General features: G+C 62.3%; 22 protein-coding genes, 3 tRNA genes and 1 pseudogene. 12 read left to right on the plus strand and 14 right to left on the minus strand.

The window, feature by feature from the left end; all coding sequences use genetic code 11:
• Positions 1 to 139: 139 nt before the first annotated feature.
• The 3 genes from N8A98_RS20975 to N8A98_RS20985 all read right to left on the minus strand — a co-directional run bounded on the left by N8A98_RS20975 (position 140) and on the right by N8A98_RS20985 (position 2,610).
• Positions 140 to 1,492, minus strand: coding sequence for a TolC family outer membrane protein (locus N8A98_RS20975; RefSeq protein ID WP_162740100.1), 1,353 nt, complete (start codon positions 1,490 to 1,492; stop codon positions 140 to 142).
• A gap of 146 nt (positions 1,493 to 1,638) precedes the next feature.
• The gene (locus tag N8A98_RS20980; RefSeq protein WP_262168247.1) at positions 1,639 to 2,295 is read right to left on the minus strand and encodes a protein-L-isoaspartate O-methyltransferase family protein; all 657 of its coding nucleotides are present in this window, start codon (positions 2,293 to 2,295) and stop codon (positions 1,639 to 1,641) included.
• Positions 2,296 to 2,427: 132 nt separating this feature from the next.
• A complete protein-coding gene (locus tag N8A98_RS20985; RefSeq protein ID WP_262168248.1) occupies positions 2,428 to 2,610 on the minus strand; it encodes a hypothetical protein in 183 nt (60 codons plus the stop codon).
• 200 nt (positions 2,611 to 2,810) lie between these two features.
• Here N8A98_RS20985 and N8A98_RS20990 point away from each other — a divergent pair.
• Positions 2,811 to 2,884: transfer RNA gene (locus tag N8A98_RS20990), tRNA-Cys, on the plus strand.
• A gap of 10 nt (positions 2,885 to 2,894) precedes the next feature.
• Here the strand turns inward: N8A98_RS20990 and N8A98_RS20995 are convergent.
• The gene (locus N8A98_RS20995; RefSeq protein ID WP_262168250.1) at positions 2,895 to 3,188 is read right to left on the minus strand and encodes a hypothetical protein; all 294 of its coding nucleotides are present in this window, start codon (positions 3,186 to 3,188) and stop codon (positions 2,895 to 2,897) included.
• Positions 3,189 to 3,540: 352 nt separating this feature from the next.
• Between N8A98_RS20995 and N8A98_RS21000 the strand changes: the two genes are divergently transcribed.
• The 6 genes from N8A98_RS21000 to cls all read left to right on the plus strand — a co-directional run bounded on the left by N8A98_RS21000 (position 3,541) and on the right by cls (position 8,951).
• The gene (locus N8A98_RS21000) at positions 3,541 to 4,755 is read left to right on the plus strand and encodes a benzoate/H(+) symporter BenE family transporter (RefSeq protein ID WP_262168251.1); all 1,215 of its coding nucleotides are present in this window, start codon (positions 3,541 to 3,543) and stop codon (positions 4,753 to 4,755) included.
• Positions 4,752 to 5,363 carry a molybdenum cofactor guanylyltransferase gene (gene mobA / locus N8A98_RS21005; protein ID WP_262168253.1) on the plus strand — a complete coding sequence of 204 codons (612 nt, stop codon included), beginning with the start codon at positions 4,752 to 4,754 and terminating at the stop codon, positions 5,361 to 5,363. The genes N8A98_RS21000 and mobA overlap by 4 nt, the downstream gene beginning before the upstream one ends.
• Positions 5,364 to 5,466: 103 nt before the next feature.
• A tRNA-Asn gene (locus N8A98_RS21010) sits at positions 5,467 to 5,542 on the plus strand.
• Positions 5,543 to 5,675: 133 nt separating this feature from the next.
• A complete protein-coding gene (locus N8A98_RS21015) occupies positions 5,676 to 6,140 on the plus strand; it encodes an SRPBCC family protein (RefSeq protein WP_262168254.1) in 465 nt (154 codons plus the stop codon).
• Positions 6,141 to 6,304: 164 nt separating this feature from the next.
• Positions 6,305 to 7,354, plus strand: a complete 1,050-nt coding sequence (locus tag N8A98_RS21020) for a cysteine synthase A (protein ID WP_262168255.1) — start codon at positions 6,305 to 6,307, stop codon at positions 7,352 to 7,354.
• A 145-nt stretch (positions 7,355 to 7,499) separates the two neighbouring features.
• The gene (gene cls, locus N8A98_RS21025; protein WP_262168256.1) at positions 7,500 to 8,951 is read left to right on the plus strand and encodes a cardiolipin synthase; all 1,452 of its coding nucleotides are present in this window, start codon (positions 7,500 to 7,502) and stop codon (positions 8,949 to 8,951) included.
• Positions 8,952 to 9,158: 207 nt separating this feature from the next.
• Here the strand turns inward: cls and N8A98_RS21030 are convergent, their stop codons facing one another.
• From N8A98_RS21030 to N8A98_RS21050, 5 genes are all read right to left on the minus strand, one after another.
• Complete coding sequence (locus N8A98_RS21030; RefSeq protein WP_262168257.1) at positions 9,159 to 10,193, minus strand: amino acid ABC transporter substrate-binding protein; 1,035 nt, start codon at positions 10,191 to 10,193, stop codon at positions 9,159 to 9,161.
• A gap of 105 nt (positions 10,194 to 10,298) precedes the next feature.
• Positions 10,299 to 11,099 carry an amino acid ABC transporter ATP-binding protein gene (locus tag N8A98_RS21035; protein WP_315974524.1) on the minus strand — a complete coding sequence of 267 codons (801 nt, stop codon included), beginning with the start codon at positions 11,097 to 11,099 and terminating at the stop codon, positions 10,299 to 10,301.
• 4 nt (positions 11,100 to 11,103) lie between these two features.
• Positions 11,104 to 12,225 (minus strand): amino acid ABC transporter permease, encoded by a 1,122-nt coding sequence (locus N8A98_RS21040; protein ID WP_262172097.1) that lies wholly within the window; start codon positions 12,223 to 12,225, stop codon positions 11,104 to 11,106.
• A 9-nt stretch (positions 12,226 to 12,234) separates the two neighbouring features.
• Positions 12,235 to 13,773 carry an amino acid ABC transporter permease gene (locus N8A98_RS21045; RefSeq protein WP_262168259.1) on the minus strand — a complete coding sequence of 513 codons (1,539 nt, stop codon included), beginning with the start codon at positions 13,771 to 13,773 and terminating at the stop codon, positions 12,235 to 12,237.
• 202 nt (positions 13,774 to 13,975) lie between these two features.
• A complete protein-coding gene (locus N8A98_RS21050) occupies positions 13,976 to 14,995 on the minus strand; it encodes an amino acid ABC transporter substrate-binding protein (protein ID WP_113120622.1) in 1,020 nt (339 codons plus the stop codon).
• Positions 14,996 to 15,221: 226 nt separating this feature from the next.
• Between N8A98_RS21050 and metC the strand changes: the two genes are divergently transcribed.
• The gene (gene metC / locus N8A98_RS21055; protein ID WP_262168260.1) at positions 15,222 to 16,409 is read left to right on the plus strand and encodes a cystathionine beta-lyase; all 1,188 of its coding nucleotides are present in this window, start codon (positions 15,222 to 15,224) and stop codon (positions 16,407 to 16,409) included.
• On the opposite strand, the gene N8A98_RS21060 is transcribed toward metC, so the two are convergent.
• Positions 16,397 to 17,143 carry a phosphatase PAP2 family protein gene (locus N8A98_RS21060; protein WP_262168261.1) on the minus strand — a complete coding sequence of 249 codons (747 nt, stop codon included), beginning with the start codon at positions 17,141 to 17,143 and terminating at the stop codon, positions 16,397 to 16,399. The genes metC and N8A98_RS21060 overlap by 13 nt on opposite strands.
• Positions 17,144 to 17,244: 101 nt before the next feature.
• On the opposite strand from N8A98_RS21060, the gene N8A98_RS21065 reads away from it, so the two are divergent.
• From N8A98_RS21065 to N8A98_RS21080, 4 genes are all read left to right on the plus strand, one after another.
• A tRNA-Pro gene (locus N8A98_RS21065) sits at positions 17,245 to 17,321 on the plus strand.
• A gap of 77 nt (positions 17,322 to 17,398) precedes the next feature.
• Positions 17,399 to 17,704 (plus strand): ETC complex I subunit, encoded by a 306-nt coding sequence (locus N8A98_RS21070; protein WP_113120625.1) that lies wholly within the window; start codon positions 17,399 to 17,401, stop codon positions 17,702 to 17,704.
• 95 nt (positions 17,705 to 17,799) lie between these two features.
• Positions 17,800 to 18,519 carry a sulfite exporter TauE/SafE family protein gene (locus N8A98_RS21075; protein WP_262168263.1) on the plus strand — a complete coding sequence of 240 codons (720 nt, stop codon included), beginning with the start codon at positions 17,800 to 17,802 and terminating at the stop codon, positions 18,517 to 18,519.
• Positions 18,520 to 18,577: 58 nt separating this feature from the next.
• Entirely contained in the window at positions 18,578 to 19,441 is an 864-nt protein-coding gene (locus N8A98_RS21080) for a TraB/GumN family protein (RefSeq protein WP_262168265.1), read from the plus strand.
• Between the two features lie 82 nt (positions 19,442 to 19,523).
• Here the strand turns inward: N8A98_RS21080 and N8A98_RS21085 are convergent.
• From N8A98_RS21085 to N8A98_RS21100, 4 genes and pseudogenes are all read right to left on the minus strand, one after another.
• Positions 19,524 to 20,674, minus strand: a pseudogene (locus tag N8A98_RS21085) (Gfo/Idh/MocA family protein).
• Between the two features lie 139 nt (positions 20,675 to 20,813).
• The gene (locus tag N8A98_RS21090) at positions 20,814 to 21,869 is read right to left on the minus strand and encodes a sugar phosphate isomerase/epimerase family protein (RefSeq protein ID WP_262168266.1); all 1,056 of its coding nucleotides are present in this window, start codon (positions 21,867 to 21,869) and stop codon (positions 20,814 to 20,816) included.
• 147 nt (positions 21,870 to 22,016) lie between these two features.
• Positions 22,017 to 23,159 carry a Gfo/Idh/MocA family protein gene (locus tag N8A98_RS21095; RefSeq protein ID WP_262168268.1) on the minus strand — a complete coding sequence of 381 codons (1,143 nt, stop codon included), beginning with the start codon at positions 23,157 to 23,159 and terminating at the stop codon, positions 22,017 to 22,019.
• Positions 23,160 to 23,165: 6 nt separating this feature from the next.
• Positions 23,166 to 23,915 (minus strand): sugar phosphate isomerase/epimerase family protein, encoded by a 750-nt coding sequence (locus N8A98_RS21100; RefSeq protein ID WP_262168270.1) that lies wholly within the window; start codon positions 23,913 to 23,915, stop codon positions 23,166 to 23,168.
• Positions 23,916 to 23,993 lie beyond the last annotated feature (78 nt).

The following is a 23,993-nucleotide window of genomic DNA, read 5'->3' on the forward strand; positions in this document are numbered from 1 at the left end:
CCACCTGATTCGTTGCCATCAGCTTAACGCCGCCGCACACAATAAGGAATCGCGCACCCGCCACGATTTGCGATCTTCCACTAAAAGTTGTGGCCGGGCAGAGCCCAGCCACAAAATACGGATCGCGGTGGCGTAGATGTTACTCGGCGACGGTGCGCAGTTCCTGCCAGACGTCCTCGACGGCGTTGTTGTACTGCACCGCGGTCTTGACCTCGACGGGAAGGCCCAGATTGCTGGCGGTGAGGCGGCCCATGGAGGAGAGCAGCGAGAAGGTGGCGATGACCTTGTTGGTCTGGGCGTTAATCAGCGATTCACGGGCGGTGGTCAGTTCGGCCTGCGAATTGAGCACGTCCAGCGTGGTGCTGGTGCCCAGGTCGCGTTCCTGAATGGTGCCTTCGAGCACTTCGCGGCCGGCGGAAACGGCGGCCGTCGCGGCGGAGATCTGCGCATCGGCACTCTGGATGCCGGCCCAGGCGGCGATGACGGCTTCGCGGATCTGGTCATAGGCCGACATAGCGTCAACCTCGGACTTGATCTGGTCGAGATTGGCCTGGCGCACACCGGCACCGATGGCGCCACCGGCATAGATCGGCACGGTGATGGAAAAACCCAGCTTGCCGCTGATGCCCTGCAAGGCATTGGTGCCGGAGAGCGCCGTGCCGATCTGGCCGGAAACGGTGGCGGTGGGGCCGAAGGCGGCAGAGGCGGCATCGCTGCCGGCCTGCGCGGCGCGAATGGCAGCCTTGGCCAGCATGATCGCCGGGTGGCCGGTTTCGGCTTCCGAAAGGGCGCCCTGCAGGCTGTTGGGAATCAGGCGGCTGTAATTATGGGACGCGTCGAGATTCTGCGGCGGGGCGCCGACATAGCGGGCAAAGGTCGCCTGGCTGATTTCAAGGCTGGCCTGGGAAGCGCGATAGGTCGCGTCGCCTTGCGCCAGACGGGCTTCGGCCTGGGCGACATCGATGCGGGTGCCCTCGCCCACATCCAGCCGATCTTTGGCCGACTGCAACTGCGCCTGGTAGAAATTGACGTTTTCCTGGCGCAGGGCGACGAGCTGGCGATTGCTCAGCACATCCATATAGGCCTGCACGACGGCCAGCAGCACGTTCTGCTCGGTGTTGCGGATCTGGTATTCGGCAGCTTCAGCACCGGCGCGGGCAGCTTCGATCTGCGCTTCGGTCTTGAAGTTGTCGAAAATGGTCTGGTTGTAGGACAGGCCGGCCGTGCTCAGCGTGCTGTCGGTAAAGTCGCCGCCGGCGATCGACCAATCATAGGTGCTGCCGACCGAAGCGCCGATAACCGGCAGCTTGCCGGCGCGGGCCAGCGCCACGTTTTCGGCCGAAGACTTGGCAGCCAGATGGGCCGAGGCCAGATCGGGCGCATAATTATACGCCGCAGTCAGTGCCTGGGTGATCGATTGCGCCTGGGCGCCGCCAACACTCCACGCCGCCAAAGTCAGGGCCAGCACACTTGCGACCAAATTTTTCCGCATAACCATCGCCCCGGTCTCCAGACACTCAACACTATTGCGCCGCAGATGTGGGTACACAACCTTCTGCGGCAAGCCCTACCAAAATTTAAGGCACGATTAATGTTGTGACGTGATCGGGGAGCAACACCCCGCGCCACAATCGGCCTTCAGAACACAAATTCAACCGGGCGCGGCCCGGCATAAAGCGGTGGCAGCGTGGCGTTGAATTCCGCCCGCGCCGCAACTTTACCGCCAGTTTTCACGAATATATGGGCGATGGCAACGCTGCCTTCACGCATGAGAGCAATGAGGCGACCGCCTTCACCAAGCAGATCGAACAGGGCCTCGGGCACCGCATCGACGGCGCCTTCGAGCATGATGACATCATAGCGCTGGCCTGACACAGCGGCCGCCGTGCCGGGGATCACACTGGCATTGAGCAGGCCCAGTTCGGCCAGATTTTGCGTCGCGGCGGCGGCCAGGGCAGCATCTTCCTCAATGCCGGTCACCGCCTGGCAAAGCCCGGCGATCACGGCGGTGGAATAGCCGGTCCCTGCCCCCAGATCGAGAACCCGATCGGCCGGCACAATCTCGGCCAGTTGCAGCAGCTTGGCGAAGGTGGCGGGTGCCGGCATGAAGCGCGCCGAACCGGCGGCGCCCAGGGGCTGCACATCATCTATATAAGCGAGAGGGCGGCGGGATTCGGACAGGAACAGTTCGCGCGGCAAACGCCCCATCTCCGCCAGAATCCGGCGGTCGGTGACGTGGCTGGTGCGCAATTGATTGTCCACCATGAAGCGGCGCGCGCGCTCGTAGTCCACCATTCAACAAGGCCCTGCCGGATCAAACCATATGCCGGACGTGAATATCCCTCGCCCCAAATGATGGCAAGTACACTTATTATACCGCGACAATATGAACAGGGGATTGCAAAGGCGCGATGGCTGCCTATGGGCCTATTGCGTCTGGTTGTCGGCAGCGACCGGGGTTTGGTTGGCGCCGGGGGACACGCCGCCGACGCGGGACGAACCCATGGCCGACATGGAGATGAAAAACAGCGCGCCGGCTACCCAAAGCACCGCCACGCCCAGGAAAAACGGTTCGAGAAACGCGCCGTCACTATAATGCCGCTCGGCCATGATAGCCTCCTTCATGCTTCTATATGGAGAGCAACCCGCAGCCCGCCCTGGCGGTTGCAAATGGCGCTGGCCGCGAAGCATGGCTGGAGCGGATTTCAGAAAATTCCGAAGCCGGCACAGATCACTGTTCGGAAAATAACGCTTCAGAAACCTGAGGTATTGCATAACCCCTTGGCGCGCCGTAGATAGCAGCGCCTAGAGGCCACGTGGCGGAGTGGTGACGCAGCGGATTGCAAATCCGCGTACCCCGGTTCAATTCCGGGCGTGGCCTCCAATAGCAGTTTTCACTTGCCGCTGATGCGGTAGGCACCACCGGAAGCGTGGAACAGGCCGATAGCCAGCAGGCCAATCGATAGGCCGACCGCGCTGGCGACCGGGTTTGCAACCAGGGTTGCGCATTGGAAGAGTGCCAGTCCTCCTGCCAGGTTGAACAGAATCCATCCGCCAACAAGATTGGGGACTGCGCCCTCGCCGGCGAGTGATGGATAATTTTTCCTGCTGATACCGCTGACGAAATGGGGAATACCGTTGCCGAACAACACCCCAATGAGCACGGCAATGCCGAATGCCAACCACATGACGCTCTCTCCCATCAGGCCAGATTGACCTGCGCGTTCTACTTGGCGTGGGGTGAGTTGATTTTCAAGCTGGGATGGCCTGTAGGAAGCGGCCTCAAAGGCCGACCGAGAGAGCGGTCTTGTTGCGGCGGGGACCGCTCTCTCGTGGGCGTTCCCGGTTCATCCGGGCTCCCGCAAGTTGTGTAGCCTAGCGTGCCTGAACGCCAGCAAAACCATTCGTTCACCTTAACAGCAGCAATTTTACCGAACGGCCCGCCCTGCACTTTGTGCTTCACGCGCGCGGGCAGCTTGCATAGGTTTGCCCGGCCTTGTCTGTCGGGGCCGCATTGCCGCTCTATCCTGGGGGAACGCCGTGACGCATATACCAGCCGCCATCGCCGATGGCCGGCGCGACTATCTGCAACCGATCATGGCCGGCGCGCTGGCCGCCGTGGTGGGCTATGCTAGCACATTCACCCTGGTTCTGGCGGCGCTGACGGCGGCCGGCGCGTCCCCACAACAGGCGGGCTCGGGGCTGTTCTCGGTGTGCCTGGCCATTGGCGTGCTCAATATCGTGGTCAGCTCGCGGCTCAAGCTGCCGATCAGCTTTGCCTGGTCGACGCCGGGCGTGGCATTCATTCTGACGGTGGGCGAGCCGGTGGGCGGATTTCCGGCGGTGGCTGGGGCGTTTCTGGTTGCGGCGGGGCTGATCGTGCTGACGGGGCTGATCAAGCCGCTGGCGCGGCTGATTGCGGCGATTCCGGCTGCTATCGCCAATGCCATGCTGGCGGGCATGCTGCTGACGCTGTGCCTGGCGCCGATCAATGCAGTGGCCGAAATGCCGCTGCTGGCGCTGCCGATTCTGCTGGCCTGGGTGATCGGGCTGCGGTTTGCCAAGCGCTATGCCGTGCCGATTGCCGTGGTGGTGACGGGAATCGTGCTGGCAACGACGACGCGTCTGCCGCCGGGAACGCTGGACGGGACGTGGCCGAGTCTGGTGCCGGTGATGCCGGTGTTCACCTGGGACGCTATCATCCGCATCGGGTTGCCGCTTTATATAGTGACCATGGCGTCGCAGAATCTGCCGGGGCTGGCGGTGATGAAGGCCAATGGCTTTGAGTTGGCGCCGGCGCCGCTGTTTGTCATGACCGGCATTGCCAGCGCGGTGACGGCGTTTTTTGGCGGGCATACGAGCAATCTGGCGGCAATTACCGCCGCAATTTGTGCCGGGCCGGAGGCGCATCCGGACAAGAGCAAGCGCTGGCCGGCGCCGGCTGCGGCGGGAGTTTGCTATCTGTTTCTGGGGGCGGCGGCGAGCTTGGCGGCGGCGTTTATCGCGGCCTCGCCGCCATTGCTGATTCAGGCGGTGGCCGGGCTGGCGCTGCTGTCGAGCCTGGCGGCGGCGTTGTCAGGGGCCCTCGCGATCGAGGAATCGCGGCTGCCGGCGATCTTCACCTTTGTCACCACCGCATCGGGAATCACCATTTTGGGTGTCGGCGCGCCGTTCTGGGGGCTGGTGGGCGGGATCGCCATTTTGATTCTGCTGCGGCTGGGCATTGCCCGGCCCAAGGGTCCGGAGGGCATGTGAGCGCGCCCTACGCCGTCATCATCGCGGGCGGCCAGGGGCAGCGGCTGGGCGGCGTGCGCAAGGGCGATTTGCGGATCGGCGGGGTGAAGCTGGTCGAGCGGGTGCGGCTGGCGTTGGGCGATGTGGCGGAGCCACTGCTGCTGGCGACTGGGCCGGATGGAGATTCGTCGGCGGATGCGGGCTTGCTGGCGGTTCCTGATCTGGATGGACCGGTGGGCGGGCCGCTGGCCGGGTTGGCGGCGGCTGTGGACGCGCTGCAGCGCCGGGGGGTGCACAGCGGCGTACTGGTTTCGGTGGCGGTCGATACGCCATTTCTGCCGCAGGGATTCGCGGCGGCCATGGCGGCGGCGCTGGGGGATGCGGCGGCAGTCTATGCTGCGTGGGATGACGCCTTCTATCCGCCCAATGCGGCATGGAGGCTAGAAGCGCTGGGCGCTCTGCCCGGTCGGGTTCGTGCTGGTCTGTCGGCACCCAGCCTCAAGGCGCTGCATCAAGAGCTTGGAGCGCGCCGCCACGACTGGCGCGAGCGCTATGAGCAGGACCCATTTGCCAATCTCAACACGCTGGCAGACCTGATCGCGCTGCAGCGCCGGGCGCGTGAGCCGTGACAGCAATGTGAAGTTATTCACACCGGGCTGCAAAGAGGGCTTGGCAAAGCAAATCAAGTTCGGTACACGGACCTCGCCTTCGCAAGAAGGCCACCGAAAGTCTTCCGCGATAGCTCAGTTGGTAGAGCAAGCGGCTGTTAACCGCTGGGTCGTAGGTTCGAGTCCTACTCGCGGAGCCAATCGGTCGAAATACAAAAAGCCCAAGCCGGTCACCTGGCTTGGGCTTTTGTTTTGCTCCCTGCCAGCCGTGGCATTGCCTCGCCGCAGACGCGGGTTTAGGGAGGACATCACCCTGACAGAAAGGCGCCTTTCATGACCAGCAACGGCAATGGCAGCGATATCGACGGCGAAAGCCAGATCACCCTGACCCGCACGATCGACGCCCATATCGATGACGTGTTCGCGGCCTGGACCGATCCGGCGCTGATCGAGCAATGGCAGGCCGACGAGGCCGAGTTCGACGCGTTCGAGGGCGGCGAATATCGCTTCGTGACCTTTGGCGACGATGAAGACCCCGAGCAGCATGTGGTCAGCGGCGATGTGCTCAAATTCGTCGAGAACGAAAAGCTCGTCATGTCCTGGGTCAGCAAGGACGAGGACGAAGACGACAGCGATATGATCTTCGTGCTCGAAATCGACTTCAAGGCGATCGGCGAAGACCAGACCAAGGTGACCATTACCGAGCGTGGCCTGGCGCATGCCGATGCGGAATCGCGCATCTTTTCGATCGAAGCCTGGAATGCGGCACTGGAAGCATTGGCCGAGGTTATGGAATAGCGGGCGGATGGCGGGAATGATATTCCCGCCGATGACGCTATCGGCCAAAAGCCTTGCCTGACAATGGCTTGCGGCGAAATGGCATGCCATTCCCCTGCCGAAGGCTTGCGGCCATGAGTGGCGGCACATAGGTTCGCAGACAGTCCTTCAGAGATTGTCGATCCATGGCCAAGCACGAAGACCTGATTTCCGCGATCGGCAATACGCCGCTGATCCGTCTCAACCGCGTATCGGCGCTGACCGGCAGCGAAATCTGGGGCAAGGCGGAGTTTCTCAATCCTGGCCAATCGGTCAAAGACCGCGCGGCGCTGTTCATCATCCATGATGCGGTCAAGAGCGGTGCACTGAAGCCCGGCGGCACGATTGTGGAGGGCACGGCGGGCAATACCGGCATCGGGCTGACGCTGGTGGCCAATTCGCTGGGCTTCAAATCGGTGATCGTCATTCCCGAAACGCAGAGCCAGGAAAAGAAGGACGCGCTGCGCCTTTATGGCGCCGAGCTGATCGAAGTCCCGGCCAAGCCGTACAAAGACCCGAACAATTACATCAAGATTTCCGGCCGCCTGGCCGAAAAGCTCAACAAAGAGCTGCCGGAAGGCGCGATCTGGGCCAACCAGTTCGACAATGTGTCCAACAGGCGGGCGCATGTGGAAACCACCGGCCCCGAAATCTGGCAGCAGACCAATGGGCGGATCGATGGCTTTATCTGCGCCGTGGGGTCAGGGGGCACGCTGGCCGGCGTCGCCGAAGCGCTGCGGGCGCGCAGCAAGGATGTGAAGATCGGGCTGGCCGATCCGGAAGGCGCGGCGCTGTATAATTTCTACGCGCATGGAGAGCTGAAATCCTCGGGCAATTCGATCACCGAGGGCATCGGCCAGGGCCGTATCACGGCGAACCTGGAAGGGCTGACCGTGGACAATCCGTACCAGATTTCGGATGCCGAGGCCTTGCCTTATGTGTTCGACCTGCTTGAGCACGAGGGCCTGTGCCTGGGCGGCTCGAGCGCCATCAATATCGCGGGCGCCGTCCGCATGGCGCGGGATCTGGGGCCGGGCAAGACCATCGTCACCGTGCTGTGCGACTATGGCAACCGCTACCAATCCAAGCTGTTCAACCCGGAATTCCTGCGCGGCAAGGGATTGCCAGTGCCACGGTGGTTGGAAGAGCGGACGCCGATCGATATTTCGAGTGTGATCGCACCGGCGACGGTCTAGGCCGCTGCTGGCTTCGTGCCACGACCTCGTCCTTCGACAGGCTCAGGATGAGGTCTACTTGGGCTGTTTGGGTGCCGCGCAGCGCGCCCATTGTTCAACGCCGCTTGGCTGATACAGTGGCCCACCACGACTCCGGGCGGGCACATTGGTCGGCATTGAATATATTCTGGGCGCTATCATCGCGGATTTGCATGTTTTTGCGGCGATAACGGCCGCGATTTATCTGCTGGCGCTGGTTTGTGCGATTCGTGAAATCATGAATTCGCGGACATCGCAGGGCTCCATCGCCTGGCTGCTGTCGCTGACTGCATTGCCCTTTCCGACGGCTTTCATCTACCTGATCTTCGGGTGGAAGGCGTTTGACGACTATGCCACCGACCGCATCCGCAATGGCCGGTCCGCACGCCCGCTGCGGGCCAAGGACCTGGCGCTGATCGACCGGGAAACCAGCCATCTCTGGCCGGTACAGACCAAGGTATCGGAAGTGCCCTTCCTCACCGGCAATGATGTCGAACTGCTGGTCGATGGTCGCGCCACGTTCGATTCCATTTTCGAAGGCATCGCCAAGGCCAAAGAATACCTGCTGGTACAGTTCTATATCGTGCGCGACGACGCGCTGGGGCAGGAACTGGCCGAGCGGCTGATCGAGCGGGCGCAGGCGGGCGTGAAGGTCTACCTGCTCTATGACGATGTGGGCAGCACGGGCATGCCCAAGCGTTATCGCACGCAATTGCGCGAGGCCGGGATCAAGGTCGCCGGGTTCAACCAGCGGCACAAATTCCTGCGGTTTTATGGGCCGATGCGGATCAATTATCGCAATCACCGCAAGATCGTGGTGGTGGATGGCGAGCATGCCTGGGTCGGCGGGCATAATGTGGGCGTGGAATATCTCGGGCTGGACCCAAAATTTGGCCGCTGGCGCGATACACATGTGCGGGTGTCGGGCCCGGCGGCGCTCGGCTGTGCGCTGCTGTTCCGCGAGGACTGGCAATGGGCGACTGGCGAGGTTCTGCCTTCGACGCCGCCCGAAACGGTGGCAACGCCCGGCGACCAATCAGTGCTGGTGATGGGCAGCGGGCCGGCGGATAAGCTGGAAGAATGCGCCATTGCCTATACCGACCTGATCGGGCGGGCGCGGGAGCGGCTGTGGATCGTCAGCCCCTATTTCGTGCCGGACACCGATATCCGCACGGCGCTGTTTGCCGCCCAATTGCGCGGGGTGGATGTGCGGATCATGTTGCCCAATGAGCCGGACCATAAGCTGGTCTGGCTGGCCAGTATTTCTCATGCCGATGCGATGATCGAGCATGGCATATCGGTCTATCGCTATACCGATGGGTTCCTGCACCAGAAGGTGGTGCTGATGGATGACCAGATCGCCACGGTAGGCAGCGTCAATTTCGACAACCGCTCATTCGCCATCAATTTCGAGATCACACTGTGGTTTACCGACCGCAAGGCCATCGACGGGGTTGAGACGATGCTGCTGGAGGATTTCAAGAGCTGCCGGCAGGTGGGGCTGGACGAAGCCAAGGCCCGTTCCTGGCCGATGCGGTTCCTGACGCAGGCGGCGCGGCTGCTGTCGCCAGTGCTTTAGGTGCTAGGACCGATCGACATTCACCGATGCTGGCCTGCAAACGGCGGTTTACTGCGCTTCCGGTGCTCACGTACCCAAAAGTACGCTGCGCTCCGGTTCTCGAAAATCGCCATTTTCGACTCAGCCTGAGTGAATGTCGATTGGTCCTAAAAGCAAGGCCCACTCACATGGGCCGACTTCTCCCCCTAAGGGGGAGAGGTGAAGTGATCACATGATGGGCGGGGCGTAGAGGCGGCCGCCGTTGCTCCAGAGGGCGTTCTGGCCGCGCAGCAGGGCGGCGCCGGTTTGGGGCCCGAAATGGCGATCGTAGAGTTCGGCATAATTGCCGACGGCGCGGATGACATCGGCCATGAAGGTCTTCTTGAGACCCAGGGGCGCGCCGAAATCGCCTTCGACACCCAGGATGCGGCGGACCGCAGGGGTGCGCGCCGCCGAGAGCGACTCGATATTGAGGGCGGTGATGCCCACTTCTTCGGCGTCGATCAGGGTGAACAGCGTCCAGCGGACGATATTGAACCATTGGTTGTCGCCGTCGCGGACCACGGGGCCGAGCAATTCCTTGGAGATGCGCTCGGGCAGGATGCGGTGGCTGGCCGGGTCGGGCAGCGCGCGGCGAATGGCCTGCAATTGGCGGCCGGAGGCCGAGATCGCCTGGCAGAGGCCGCCTTGATAGGCCTGCGCCAAATCGGCCACGTCCTCATAGGGGACTTCGGTATAGCTGGCCTGGTTGGCGAAGAAGAATTCCTGCAGGCGCGCCAGATCCTCGCCGCCATCGATGACGCAGATGCTGATATCGTCCAGCTCGAAGGCGGAGACGACACCCAGCGATGACGGGACCATGAAGGCCTGGCCGTCGAAAAAGGCGGTGCCGACATAGCTCGCGCCGTAAAGGGTGTCGCGCCGCTCGGTCCAGGGACCGTTGCGGGTGAGCACGTCCACGGCGCCGGTCTGCAGCGGGGCGAAGCGGCTATCGCCGCGCAGCGGGCGGAATTCGATCAGGTTGGGATCGCCGAACACGGCGGCGGCAATGCCGCGGCAGAGATCGACATCGAAGCCGGACCAGCGGCCTTCGGCATCCTGCTGGGCGAAGCCGGGCAATTGGCTGGTGGCGCCGCAAATCAGAAATCCGCGGTCGCGCACGGTCTGCAATGTCGACTGGGCGGCAGCGGGCGCGACGGCAAGCGTCAGCACACAGGCGAGCCCTGCGGCGGCAGACAGTAATCGCGCGATGAAACGGGTCAAATCCGGCCGCCTTTCGGCGCACATATTGGCAGGCGCCCCCCGGCGGTCAAGCCACGCAAAGGAATGCCCTGCCGCTTTTCGACAGGGCATTCCGCTGTTTGCGATTTAATGCAGGATCTGGCTGAGGAACAGCTTGGTCCGCTCGTGCTGTGGCGCCGAGAAGAAGGCCTCGGGATCGTTCTGCTCGATGATCTGGCCCTGATCCATGAAGATGACGCGATTGGCCACCTGGCGGGCAAAGCCCATTTCGTGGGTCACGCAGATCATGGTCATGCCCTCTTCGGCGAGGTTGATCATCACCTCGAGCACTTCCTTGACCATTTCGGGATCGAGCGCGGAGGTGGGCTCATCGAACAGCATGATCTTTGGCTGCATGCAGAGCGAGCGGGCGATGGCCACGCGCTGCTGCTGGCCGCCCGAGAGTTGGCCGGGGAATTTGTTGGCCTGCTCGGGAATCTTGACCCGCTCCAGATAATGCATGGCGGTCGCCTCCGCCTCGGCCTTGGGAATGCCGCGCACCCAGATGGGGGCAAGCGTGAGGTTCTGCAAAATGGTGAGGTGGGGGAAGAGGTTGAAGTGCTGGAACACCATGCCCACTTCGCGGCGCACTTCATCGATGCGCTTGAGATCGGCGGTCAGTTCGGTGCCATTGACGATGATCTGGCCCTCCTGATGCTCCTCAAGGCGATTGATGCAGCGGATGAGCGTGGATTTGCCGGAGCCCGAGGGGCCGGCGATGACGATGCGCTCGCCGCGCATGACGCGCAGGTTGATGTCGCGCAGGACGTGGAAATCGGCATACCATTTGTGCATGCCGATCACGTCGATGGCGACATCGGTGTCGGACACGGTCATCTGCGAGGTGTCGATGGCGCGCTCGACAGTGGTTTCGGAAACTTGGCTCATGATCTTACCTCTTGTGCCCGGTATCCAGCCGCCGCTCCATCCAGAGCGAGTAGCGGGACATGGCGAAACAGAAAACCCAGAAGACGGCAGCAGCAAAGACATAGCCGGTCACGGCCTGGGTGGGCGATGACCAATTGATGTCGGAGCTGGCCGATTGGACGGTATTGAGCAGGTCGAAAATACCGACGATGGACACGAGCGAGGTGTCCTTGAACAGGGCGATGAAGTTGTTGACGATGCCCGGGATCACATGCTTGAGCGCCTGGGGCAGGATGATGAAATAGGTCCGTTTCCAGTAGCCCAGACCTAGCGACGCCCCGGCCTCATACTGGCCGCGTGGCAGGGCTTGCAGACCCCCGCGCACGGTTTCGGCCAGATAGGCTGACGAGAACAAGGTCACGCCGACCAGGGCTCGCAAGAGCTTGTCGACCGTCGTGCCGGTGGGCATGAACAGCGGCAGCATGATCGAGGCCATGAACAGCACGGTGATCAGCGGCACGGCGCGCCACAGCTCAATGAACATGACGCTGAGCGTCTTGATGATCGGCAGCTTGGACTGGCGGCCGAGTGCCAAGAGGATGCCGATCGGGATCGAGCAGATGATGCCGACGAGCGAGATGATCAGGGTGACTAGGAGGCCGCCCCATTGCTCGGTGGGCACGTGGGTCATGCCGAACACGCCGCCATTGAGCAGGTAGAAGGCGACGATGGGGAAGACGACGAAGAACAGCACGGCATTGATGCGCTTGAACGGCGCCGAGGGCATGAGCAGCGGCACGATCAGCGCGGCCCCCAGTACGAAGACGATGTTGGGGCGCCAATATTGATCGATGGGGTAAAAGCCGTAGATGAAGAAATTGAAGCGGGCATAGATATAGGCCCAGCAGGCCCCTGCCCCTTCAGCACGGCATTGTTCCACCGTGCCGCCCGGCATGACGGCGTGGCCGATCAGGAAATTGTAGATCGGGGGCACGGCCCAGAGCAGAAACAGCATGCCCAGAATGGTGAGCAGCGTATCGGACGGTGAGGCGAAGAGGCTGCGGCGCAACCAGGCGATGGGTCCCTCGGTGCCGCGGGGCGGCTGGCGGGCATCCACCATAGTGTCGCGAACGTAAGCGTGTTCCATGGTCATGTTCTAGCGCTCCACCATGGCCACACGGCCGTTATACCAGTTCATGAAGGCTGAGGTCAGCAGCGAGAAGGTGAGGTAAACCGCCATGGTCAAGGCGATGACCTCGATGGCCTTGCCGGTCTGATTGAGGGTGGTTCCGGTAAACACGTTCACCAGCTCAGGATAGCCGATGGCCGCACCGAGGGACGAATTCTTGGTGAGGTTGAGATACTGGCTGGTGAGCGGGGGCACGATGACGCGCATGGCCTGGGGGACGATGACCAGCCGCAGCCGGTCGCCTTCCTTGAGGCCCAGCGATTGGGCGGCTTCGGTCTGGCCCTTGTTGACCGAGCGAATGCCGCCACGCACGTTTTCGGCGATGAAGGCGGCGGTGTAGATGGTGAGGCCAAAGACCAGGGCCACCAGTTCGGGTGGCAATTGCACGCCGCCGCGGAAATTGAAGCGCTCCAGCACGGGCAGTTCGAACGCCAGCTGGGCGCCGGTGACCACATAGACCACGGCGGGAATGCCGACCGCGATCAGGATCAACAGGGCCAGTGGGAAGCGACCTTCGCTGGGGGGACGGCGCAGGGTGCCTTCCAGCGATATCCAGCCCATGACGAGGCCGGCGACAGCCGCGCCGAGATCGATGACGAAGGGCGGCCAGCCCGGGAACATCGCCCGGAGCAGCGACGCCAGGATGACGAAGGTGATGGCGAAGGCCACCACCGCCCGGGAATAGGGCGCAAAACGAGTGAGCGAGGCCACGGCCGCAACTAGCGCCACCACCCAGGCAATTGCGGGTGAATTGGCCAAAACCGGCACGAATTGCGACAGCAGGGTAAAGGCCAGGGCGGCGACGAGGAAGGTGACCACGGCGTCGGCTATTTTGGCGGCCTGTACCACCAGAGCGGGATAGCGGCCGGTGGCGGTGCGTTCGCGCGTGGCCCAGATGCCCACCGCTATTGCGGCAATGACGCTGATGGCGATGGCCAGCAGCACCCAGATGAACTCGCCATCGGGCATGGGGCGCGGCACCATGAGGCCGCGCTGGTTGATGAAGACATCGAGCGGCAATTCGAACGAGTTGCGGACTGCCGGCATCGCCTTGAGCACGGCGAAATACCAGAAGAACAATTGCAGCAGCAGCGGGATGTTGCGGATCGTCTCGATATAGACCGTGGCCACGCGGGCGATCAGCCAATTGGACGACAGCCGCGCTATGCCCAGGGTGAAGCCCAGCAGCGTGGCGAAGAAGATGCCGATGACGGCCACCAGCAGGGTATTGAGCAGACCGGCGAGGAAAGCCTGCCAATAGAATGAGGTCCGGCTCCAGGGAAACAGCGTGAAGCTGATGTCGAAGCCGGCGGTGCGGAACAGGAAATCGAAGCCAGTGGTCTTGTTTTGCGCGGCCAGGTTCTGGGCGGTGTTGACCACAATCCAGTAGAAGAAGGCGACGACCAGCCCGCCAACGATGATCTGGTAGAGGATACCCCGGAATACCGGGTCGTTCAGCAGCGAGGTGCGCGGGGCGCTGCTACCGATATTGTCTTGCACAGCCATTGGGCATGCATTCCTTTGCTGTGAACCGAGGCGCCGCTACGAACAGAGCGTCAATCGGGCATGACTTGGGCATAACCTGGCCTTCGCCAGGATCAACAAATCCCGCCGCCACCAGCAGGGCTGGTGATGTCAATTGTTCGAGGTCGCCGGTTCAAAACCAAAACCGGCGCTCCTTGGGGGAGCGCCGGGCTTGCGATTGCGATTAGCGGATCGGCGGCGCGTATTGCAGACCGCCATTGGTCCACAGCGCATTGAGACCGCGTTCCAGCCCAATATCGGTCGAGGGACCAACGTTGCGCTCAAAGGCCTCGCCGTAGTTACCGACCAGCTTGATGATCTGGTAAGCCCAGTCCTTGGTCAGCCCGATGGGGGCACCAAAGTCGCCTTCAACGCCAAGCAGGCGCTTGATGGCCGGATTGTCCGAGCCAAGCATTTCATCGACATTGGCCGAGGTTACGCCCAGTTCTTCAGCTTCCAGAAGAGCGTAGTAAGCCCAACGGTTGATCTTGAACCACAGATCGTCGCCCTGGCGAACCACGGGGCCAAGGGGCTCCTTGGAGATGATTTCGGGCAGGATGATGTGATCGTCCGGCACGGCGAACTTGGAGCGTTCAGCGGCCAGAGCCGAGGCGTCGGTGGTGTAGACGTCGCAACGGCCATCTTCATAGGCCTTCACGACTTCGTCCTGGTCGACGAACACGACGGTGTTGAATTCAAGATTGTTGGCAGCGAAATAGTCGGCGGCGTTGAGTTCGGTCGTGGTGCCGGACTCGATACAGATGGCGGCGCCGGAGAGGTCGAGCGCGGAGGCAATGCCATCAGCCTTGCGAACCATGAAGCCCTGGCCGTCATAATACATGGTGCCGATGAAGCTGATGCCCAGATCGGTATCGCGGCTCATGGTCCAGGTGGTGGTGCGCGACAGGATGTCGATTTCGCCCGCGGACAGCGCGGCGAAACGCTCCTGCGAGGTCAAAGGTGTGTAGCGAACCGAGTCGGCATTGTTGAAGATGGCGGCGGCAACTGCGCGGCAGAAGTCGACCTCGAGGCCGGCCCACACATTGTTGGCATCGGGAGCGGAGAAGCCGGCAACACCGCCGGTAACGCCGCATTGGAGATAGCCTTTGGCCTTTACATCGCTGAGCGTATCAGCGTGCGCAGCAGACGCACCGATGAGGCCTAGGGAGGCCGCAAGTGCGAACGTTACGAGCGTTTTTTGCATTGATTTTTGCCTTTAGTTTCCTGACCTGTGTCCCGAAAGCTCTTTTGACGCGGACGTCGTGGCTTCGGTGGCACCGCCGCCCTTTCAATGGCGGTTGTGATGCTGCTAAGCATGCAAGCGTCTATTGACCGTTGCGTCAAGGGCCGTTGACCCGTTGAGACAGCATGCCTGTCGCTTTATTAGACACTTATCCCGATTTGATGTGAATTTGAGCAGCGAGCCTAGCATGAGTGAGAACAAAAGCGGCAGTGCCGCACGGCCGTCCGTGGAAACAATCCTGACTCACCACGGCAGGCGACCTGACGATCAGTTCGGATTCGTCAACACGCCGGTCTATCGCGGCTCGACCATCCTGTTCAAAACGCTGGACGATCTGGACGCGCAGGAGCAGCGCTTCCTATATGGCCGCGCTGGCAATCCAACGACCGAGAGCGTCGAGGCGGTGGTGACCGAGCTCGAGGGCGCTTACCGGACGAAGCTCGTACCTTCCGGCCTCGCCGCGATCACGATTGCGTTGCTGAGCTGCGTCAAGGCGGGCGACGACGTGCTGATCTGCGACAGCGCCTATGAGCCGGGACGCAAATTCGCCGACGGGTTCCTGACCAAGATGGGCGTGACGGCGCGCTATTACGATCCGCGCATCGGCGAAGGGCTGGCGGATTTGATGCAGCCCAATACCAAGGCCATCCTGGCGGAGAGCCCCGGCTCGCTGACATTCGAGGTGCAGGATATTCCGGCGCTGGCGCGTGTGGCCAAGGCGGGCGGCGCGCGGCTGATCGTGGACAATAGCTGGGCCAGCCCCCTCTATTACAAGCCGCTGGCGCTGGGGGCAGACCTCGTGGTGCATTCGGGCACCAAGATGTTTATCGGGCATTCCGACGCCTTTGCCGGCACGATCTCGACCACCGAAGAAGCCTGGAGGGATGTGGAGAACACGCGGGCGCTGCTGGGGTTCTTCACCTCGGGCGATGAGGCGTTCCTAGTGGCGCGGGGTCTCAAGACCCTCGCCATTCGGATGAAGGAGCATCAGGAGCGGGCGCTGGAGATTGCGCATTGGCTGGAGGAGCAGCCGGAGGTTGCGTCGGTGCTGCACCCTGCCCTGCCCAGCCACCCGGACCATGCGCTGTTCAAGCGCGACTTTACCGGCTCGGGGAGCCTGTTCGGCGTGGTGCTGAAGCCGGCGCCGCGGGCCTCGGTGGCGGCCTTTGTCGATGGGCTGGAGCTGTTCACCATGGGCTACTCATGGGGCGGCTACGAAAGCCTGTGCCTGCCGGTGAAGCTGGGCAAGAATCGCACAGCCAAGCCGTGGACGGAACCGGGCAATCTGTTCCGTCTGCATATCGGGCTTGAAGGCGTGGACGATCTCAAGGCCGACCTTGCGGCCGCTATCGCGCGCTACGTTCAGGCGCGCTGAGTAAGCAGCCGCCATACGCGACGCAAGTTTGGCACGCCACGGAAGCGGATCGTGCCGTCCGGCAATCTGGCAAAGAGCCAGCGCCGGGCGGCGAAGAAATTGCGCACAGCATAGGCCCCGATGCAGCCCAGGGCGAAGCCGGCGACCACATCGGTGGGATAATGCATGCCGATGACGATGCGGGAAAAGCCGGTCATCACTGCGATGAGCAGGAAGAGCTGGAAGAATTTTGGCGCCACGAAGCCGACAACCAGGGCCGTCGCCATGGCCGTGGTGGAATGGCCCGACGGAAAGCTCTGGAACGTCGAATCATTGAGGATGCGGCGGAAGGCAAAGGCGCCATGCTCGAGGAATTCGGCTGGCCGGCCCCTGCCAAACAGTCGCTTGAGCCCATTGGCGAGGAGGCCCGGGGCGCCGACGCCGACGAAAATGAAGCTGGCCAACATGGTCAATTCCCAGCTGGCCCGGCGATAATAGCCGGCGGGCAACACGAAACGGCCGATCAGCGCCAGGATCATGACGATCAGCGAGGGGATCAGCACCCAGTCGGACAGGCCGAAATCGGTGAGGAAATAGAAGGGGCCGCGCCAGATATCGGGCCAGGCCATCAGGCTTTGCGACACATAGGCATCGAAAAACATCAGCACGAACAGCACGGCAACCAGCACCGTGACATAGTTGGGCCAGTTTTTCTGGGTGAGGCCGAGGGGCCAGCGTGCGGTCAGATTGGGCATGAGGGTTTGTGAACAACCACAATCAATCCGTCAACGGTGTGATATCGGCTTGGTTACGCTTGCCCTTTGGAAACGAACAGGCTAACGGAAGGCGGTGATCTCGGAGTGTAGCTCAGCCTGGTAGAGCACCGGTTTTGGGAACCGGGGGTCCAAAGTTCGAATCTTTGTACTCCGACCATCACATCAGCCGTTCCGGCGAGGTTATTATCGCAAGGCCTTCGGGCCTTGTTATGCGCATTGTGTTGAGGACTTTGCATGACCGCCCGCATCTATCGCCCTGCCCGCAACGCCATGCAGTCGGGAAAAGGCAAATCCCGGCAATGGGTTTTGGTGCATGAGCCGGCCGCGCCGCGCGAGATCGACCCATTGATGGGCTATACGACTTCCACCGATACCCGCCAGCAGATCAAGCTCAGCTTCGATACGCTCGAACTGGCCGAGGCCTATGCGCAGAAGAATGGCATCGCCTATACGGTGCAGCCGGCGCATGACGCCACGCCCAAGCGGGTGAGCTATCCCGACAATTTCCGTTCCGACCGCAAGACGCCCTGGACGCACTAGCCGGGCATGACATTTTGAATCCATAGAGCGCCGCAAGTGATTGTGGCGCTTTTGTTTTTGGAGATTGCAAACTGGAAACCGGCCTGCTGATCATATTGTGCGGCGCGGCCGCGGCCGGCTTTGCGCAGGGCGTGTCGGGCTTTGCCTTTTCGCTGGTGGCGCTGTCGTTCTGGGCTTGGGCGGTGGAGCCGCAATTGGCGGCGCCGATGTCGGTATTCGGGGCGCTGGCCGGGCAATTGGTCACGCTGCCCTGGGTGTGGCGGGGATTTGAGCTTAGGCGGCTGTGGCCGCTGCTGGTCGGCGGGTTGATCGGGGTGCCGGTTGGCGTGGTGCTGCTGCAATGGCTCGATCCCACGGTGTTCAAATTCGGGCTTGGGCTGTTCCTGTTGATCTATTGCCCGCTACTGCTCTTGCTGCCGGCTGGGTATACCTGGCGGCATGGCGGGCGTATTGCGGATGCGGTTTCTGGCTTTGTCGGCGGCACGCTGGGTGGCATTGGCGGCATGTCGGGGCCGGTGCCAACGCTGTGGACGACGCTGCGTGGCTGGGACAAGGACACGCAGCGCGGCGTGTTGCAGGCGTTCAATATTGCCATGCATGTGTCGACGCTCACTGCCTATGCGATTTCGGGCTCGATCACGGCGCAAGCGCTGACCATGTTTGCCTGGATCACGCCGGCGCTGGTGGTGCCGGCGATTCTGGGCGTGTTGCTGTTCCGGCGGCTGAATGCCATTGCGTTTCGCCGGATTATCCTGAGCTTCCTGCTGCTGTCGGGCGCTTCGCTGGTGTGGGGCAGTGTCGCCGCCTGGCTGTGACTTTTCGGGTTTTGGCGCGGGCAATGTTCTGGCAGGGTGGGTCCAAAGGAGCCTTTGCATGACCAAATCGCTGTTTGCCCTCCCGGCCCTCCTCCTCGCGCTTGTGGCGCCCGCACAGGCGGCGCCAGCCCTATGGTCGGTCAGCGACGAAGACAGCACGATCTGGCTGTTCGGCTCGTTTCACCTGCTGCCGCCGGACCTGGAATGGCGGACCGATTTGTTCAGCGAAACACTGGCAAAGGCCGATGTGGTCTATTTCGAGACCGATGTTGGCCCGGCGGCACAGGCGACGCTGGGGGCCAAGAGTTTTGAGCTGGGCTTGCGGGATGATGGCAAGTTTTTAGCGCAAGCGCTCCCGCCGGATGTGGAGGCGTTGCTGCGCGAGGTTTCGGGCGAATATGCCGTGCCGATGCCACTGCTCAACACGCTCAAGCCCTGGCTGGCTTCGATCACCCTGACCGCCGCGGTCGCACAGCGCGCCGGGCTCGACCCCAATAGCGGGGTGGATATCGTGCTGCAGCGGGAAGTGCCAGCGGAGCGGCAGGCCTATTTCGAGACTGGCGAGGAACAGCTTGCCTTGCTAGCCGACGGTTCGGAGCAGGAGCAGACCGAGATGCTGGCGGCGACGCTGGCCGAGGTGGGCGGCATGAGCAAGATGCTCAGCAAGATGATCTCGGCCTGGACACGCGGCACGCCGGAAAACCTGGCGGCGTATTTCATGGAAGATCTGGGGACAGACGAGGCGGTGGTGATGGATCGCTTGATCTATGACCGCAATGAGCGCTGGGCGGAGACGCTGAAAGGCGTGCTGGCCGATAATAAGAATGCGCTGGTGGTGGTCGGCGCCGGACACATGATCGGGGATCGTGGGGTGCAGGCGCTGCTTGAAGACGCTGGATTTGAGGTCCAGCGCCTTCAATAGCTTTTTCGGGGCTCACAAGGAAGGCCCCCTCACCCGGCCCAAAAGGGCCGACCTCTCCCCCAAAGGGAGAGGTGAAGTGGCGCTAAACCGCGCTGAGCTTGGTCCACTTGCCGTCGGCCTGGCTCGAGGCCACCGACGCCATGATGAACTGCATGCCTTCGACGCCATCGGCGAGGGTTGGCAGCAGGCCTTCGTAGGCGGCGCCTTCGCCGCGGATGACGGCGGCGAACTGGCTATAGAGCGTGGCGAAGGCTTCCAGATACCCTTCGGGGTGTCCGGAGGGGATGCGAACATTCATGGTCGAGGCGGCATTGCCGGAAATGGCACCGCCACGGGTCAGCAATTGCTTGGGCTTACCGAATTCGGTGAACCACATGTAATTGGGATTGTCCTGGCGCCATTCCAGGCCCCCTTTTCGCCATAGATGCGTAGCTGGAGGCCATTTTCGCAGCCGACCGCCACCTGGCTGGCCCAGAGCATGCCCTTGGCCCCGCCTTCGAAGCGCAGCATGATGTGGACATTGTCATCCAGCTTGCGGCCGGGGACGAAGCTGGTCAGATCGGCCGAGACGGAGTCCGTCTTGAGGCCGGTGACGAAGCGCAGCAGATTGTAGGCGTGGGTGCCGATATCGCCGATGGCGCCGCCGGCGCCGGAACGGGCCGGATCGGTGCGCCAGGCGGCCTGCTTGTTGTCGTCATCGGTGGCTTCGGCCAGCCAATCCTGCGGGTATTCGGCCTGGATGACGCGAATCTTGCCCAAAGCGCCGGATTCGATCATTTCGCGGGCCTGCCGGATCAGGGGATAGCCGGTGTAATTGTGGGTCAGCAGGAATTTGGCGCCGTTCTTTGGCTTGATCTCGGCCAGCTTGCGGGCGTCTTCGATGGTCGAGGTGATCGGCTTGTCGCAGATGACGTGGATGCCGGCCTCGAGGAAAGCCTTGGCTGGGCCGTAATGCATGTGATTGGGCGTGACGATTGCCACAGCCTCGATGCCATCGGGGCGCGCTGCTTCGGCGCGGGCCATTTCTTCATAGCTGGTATAGATGCGGTCTTCGGCGAAGCCGAGATTGCGGCCGGATTCCTTGGCCACTTCGGGGCGCGACGACAAGGCGCCGGCCACCAGATCGTAATCCCCGTCGATACGGGCCGCCACGCGGTGCACATAGCCGATAAAGGCCCCCGTGCCGCCGCCAACCATGCCCAGGCGAATGCGCTTTGCGCCGTTCTCAGCCATTGATGCCTCCTCAAGTTTCTACTTACGGCACGTTGTGCCACGACCTCGTGGTTCGACAAGCTCACCATGAGGTCTACTGAGATTTCAAAGTAGCCCTCATCCTGAGCTTGTCGAAGGAAGAGGGCGTGGCGGAATGAGCTTAGCTCAGACCCAAAATCTTCCGGTTTGCCGCCAGGTCCGTGCCGGCCGAGGCGAAGTCGTCGAAGGCGTGTTCGGTGACGTGGATGATGTGGTTCTTGATGAACTCCGCGCCTTCGCGCGCGCCGTCTTCGGGGTGCTTGATAGCGCATTCCCATTCGAGCACGGCCCAGCCGGCAAAGTCGTATTGCGCCATCTTGGAGAAGATCGAGGCGAAATCGACCTGGCCGTCGCCCAGCGAGCGGAAGCGCCCTGCCCGGTTGATCCAGCTCTGATAGCCCGAATAGACGCCCTGGCGGCCGGTCGGATTGAACTCGGCGTCCTTGACGTGGAACAGCTTGATGCGCTCGTGATAAATATCAATGAAATCGAGATAATCGAGCTGCTGCAGCACCATGTGGCTGGGATCGTAGAGGATGTTGGCGCGCGGGTGATTTTTGACGCGGTCGAGGAACATCTCGAAGGTGACGCCGTCGAACAGGTCTTCGCCCGGATGCAGTTCGTAGCCGACGTCGACGCCAGCTTCGTCAAAGGCGTTGAGGATGGGCGTCCAGCGGCGGGCCAGTTCGTCAAAGGCTTCTTCAACGAGGCCGGCGGGGCGCTGGGGGAATGGATAGAGGAACGGCCAGGTGAGCGCGCCCGAGAAGGTCGCGTGCTCGGTGAGGCCGAGGTTTTTCGATGCCTTGGCAGCCCAATGCAGTTGCTGCACGGCCCATTCCTGCCGAGCCTTGGGATTGTTGTGGACGGATGCGGGGGCGAAGCCATCGAGCATGGTGTCATAGACCGGGTGCGCGGCGACGAGCTGGCCCTGGAGATGGGTCGAGAGCTCGGTGATGGCCAGGCCATGCTTGGCGGCAGTGCCGGTCAGCTCGTCGGCGTAAGTCTTGGAGGTGGCGGCCTTTTCCAGATCGATCAGGCTGGTGACCCAGGTGGGGATCTGCACGCCCTTGTAGCCGTAATTGGCAGCCCAGCCGCAAATGGCGTCGAAGGAATTGAATGGCGGCTTGTCTCCGGCGAATTGCGCCAGGAAGACTGCGGGACCCTTGATGGTGCGCATGAAATCTCTCTCCTCGTGAGGCGCTGAGGCGCCTTGGTCTTTTGCCGTTTTCAAACAGCGGACCTCACCCTGAGCGTGTCGCAGGGCGAGGTCCACTTTCAGCACATTGTTCGACAGGCCCAGGGGCCTGTCAATGAGGTACGAACCTCAAGCCTTCAAAAGCGCCTGTGCATCGGCCGGCGTGAGGGCCAGCGGACGCTCGCAGGTGGTCGACAGGGTGATGACCTGACCGGTCTCGCCGGCCTGGAGCAGGCTGGTGAGCACGTCGACGACATGCAGGGCGACATCGAGGCCGCAGCGCGCATTGTAGCCGCCATCGATCGAGGCGATCATGTCGGCCAGGCCCGCCGTGCGGTAATTGGCGCGGTGGACGGGCTTGTCGAGATCCTGATTGGCGCGGCCAAACGGGTGATCCCACGGGGTGACCGTGCTCTTCTCGCCGGCCCAATTGGTGGTGACCAGATCGCCGCCGAAGAAGTTCGGATCGGGCACGAAGATCGATCCGCCCGTGCCATAGAGCTCGATATTGTGGTGACCATGGCTGGCAACGTCCCAGCTGGCGCCGATGGTGATCACGGCGCCGTTGTGGAATTCGAGAATGCCGTGAATGGTGGTCGGCGTCTCGACCGGAACGGCCTTGCCCTTCATCGGGCCTTCGGCAGTCACAACACGTTCGGTCCGGGCCATATTGGTGAAGGCCGAGAGGCGTTTTACCGGGCCGAGCAGGTGAACCAGGTTAGTGACGTAGTATGGTCCCATATCGAGGATGGGGCCGCCGCCGGGCTTGAAGAAGAAGTCCGGATTGGGGTGCCAGTGCTCCATGCCCGGCCCCATCACGTGGGTGGTGCCGCTCATGATCTTGCCGAGCTGGCCACTGTCGATGATGTCGCGAGCCTGCTGATGGGCGCCGCCGAGGAAGGTGTCGGGAGCCGACCCCACTTTGAGGTTGCGCTCGTCGGCGGCCTTTTTCAGCGCCTTGCCTTCTTCGAGGCTGAGCACGAAGGGCTTTTCGGAATAGGCGTGCTTGCCGGCCGAGACGATATCCTTGGACACCGAATAATGGGTGGCCGGGATGGTCAGGTTGACGATGACATCGAGTTCGCTGTTCTTGAGCAGCTCGTCGGGCGTCTGGGCAGCAACGCCGAATTCCTCGGCACGCTTCTGGGCGGCGGCGGGCAGAATGTCTGCCACCGCGCGGACCTCGAGCCCCTTGAACAGGGGCGCGAGGCGCAGATAGGCCGCGGAAATATTGCCGGCACCCATGATGCCGACGCCGTAGGTCTTTGCCATTTTAGCTTACTTCCACTTCTGGGCGGTAGCGATGGAGCGCGTGGCGAAACGCACTTCGTCGGAAGGCTTGTCGTGTTCGGCGACGAAATACTGCGCCTTGGTCTTGCTCTTCACCTTGGTGATGAGATTGTCCCAATCAAGCGTGCCGTAGCCCACATCGGCCCAGCCATCTTCATCGGCGTTCTCGCCGGCGGGGGCGATGTCCTTGACGTGGACGGCGCTGATGCGGTCGCCATAACGGTCGAACCAGGCGATCGGGTCGGCCTTGCCGCGCACGAGCCAGGCGACGTCAGCTTCCCACTCAATGTTAGGAGCGGTTTCGAGGAGGATTTCCATCGGAGTGCGGCCCGACGTGGTGGGCACGAATTCGAAATCGTGATTGTGCCAGCCGAAGCCATAGCCGTGCTTGGTGTAGGTCTCGGCGTGGCCGGCCAGCGTCTCCGCGAGCTTGAGCCACTTAGATTCGTCGGCGCTACGATCCTCGGCACCGATATGGGGCACAATGATCTTCTTGATGCCGAGGGTTTCAGCGGTCTTAAGCGTGGCGGAGACGTCGGCGACCTGAGCCGGACCAAAGTGGCCGGTCGGCATGGTGAGGCCATTCTTCTTGAGATTGGCGGCCAGACCGGCAGCGTCTGCATAGAGACCACCGAAGCCTTCGACCTGCGTGTAGCCAAGCTTGCCAAGGGTTTCGAGGAAGTCGGGCAGCGAGGGGACGTTGCGAGCGCTATAGAGCTGGAATGACAGTTCGGTCATGGGGGCCTCTTGATAATTTTGGGCTGGTGCCCGGTCGACGGGCAAAGGAGGTAATGGGTTTGAATTGCGCTGTCCCGC

It is taken from the genome of Devosia neptuniae (assembly GCF_025452235.1).
GTDB lineage: Bacteria > Pseudomonadota > Alphaproteobacteria > Rhizobiales > Devosiaceae > Devosia.

Coding starts and splice junctions, on each gene's coding strand:
- N8A98_RS20995 (WP_262168250.1), bottom strand. CDS start 3,188: ATGTGGTTGGCATTCGGCATTGCCGTGCTCATTGGGGTGTTGTTCGGC.
- metC (WP_262168260.1), top strand. CDS start 15,222: ATGAGTGAGAACAAAAGCGGCAGTGCCGCACGGCCGTCCGTGGAAACA.
- N8A98_RS21045 (WP_262168259.1), bottom strand. CDS start 13,773: ATGGCTGTGCAAGACAATATCGGTAGCAGCGCCCCGCGCACCTCGCTG.
- N8A98_RS21020 (WP_262168255.1), top strand. CDS start 6,305: ATGGCCAAGCACGAAGACCTGATTTCCGCGATCGGCAATACGCCGCTG.
- N8A98_RS21090 (WP_262168266.1), bottom strand. CDS start 21,869: ATGCGCACCATCAAGGGTCCCGCAGTCTTCCTGGCGCAATTCGCCGGA.
- N8A98_RS21070 (WP_113120625.1), top strand. CDS start 17,399: ATGACCGCCCGCATCTATCGCCCTGCCCGCAACGCCATGCAGTCGGGA.
- N8A98_RS20985 (WP_262168248.1), bottom strand. CDS start 2,610: ATGGCCGAGCGGCATTATAGTGACGGCGCGTTTCTCGAACCGTTTTTC.
- N8A98_RS21035 (WP_315974524.1), bottom strand. CDS start 11,099: ATGAGCCAAGTTTCCGAAACCACTGTCGAGCGCGCCATCGACACCTCG.
- N8A98_RS20980 (WP_262168247.1), bottom strand. CDS start 2,295: ATGGTGGACTACGAGCGCGCGCGCCGCTTCATGGTGGACAATCAATTG.
- N8A98_RS20975 (WP_162740100.1), bottom strand. CDS start 1,492: ATGCGGAAAAATTTGGTCGCAAGTGTGCTGGCCCTGACTTTGGCGGCG.
- N8A98_RS21095 (WP_262168268.1), bottom strand. CDS start 23,159: ATGGCAAAGACCTACGGCGTCGGCATCATGGGTGCCGGCAATATTTCC.
- N8A98_RS21015 (WP_262168254.1), top strand. CDS start 5,676: ATGACCAGCAACGGCAATGGCAGCGATATCGACGGCGAAAGCCAGATC.
- N8A98_RS21050 (WP_113120622.1), bottom strand. CDS start 14,995: ATGCAAAAAACGCTCGTAACGTTCGCACTTGCGGCCTCCCTAGGCCTC.
- N8A98_RS21080 (WP_262168265.1), top strand. CDS start 18,578: ATGACCAAATCGCTGTTTGCCCTCCCGGCCCTCCTCCTCGCGCTTGTG.
- N8A98_RS21040 (WP_262172097.1), bottom strand. CDS start 12,225: ATGGAACACGCTTACGTTCGCGACACTATGGTGGATGCCCGCCAGCCG.
- N8A98_RS21060 (WP_262168261.1), bottom strand. CDS start 17,143: ATGCCCAATCTGACCGCACGCTGGCCCCTCGGCCTCACCCAGAAAAAC.
- N8A98_RS21100 (WP_262168270.1), bottom strand. CDS start 23,915: ATGACCGAACTGTCATTCCAGCTCTATAGCGCTCGCAACGTCCCCTCG.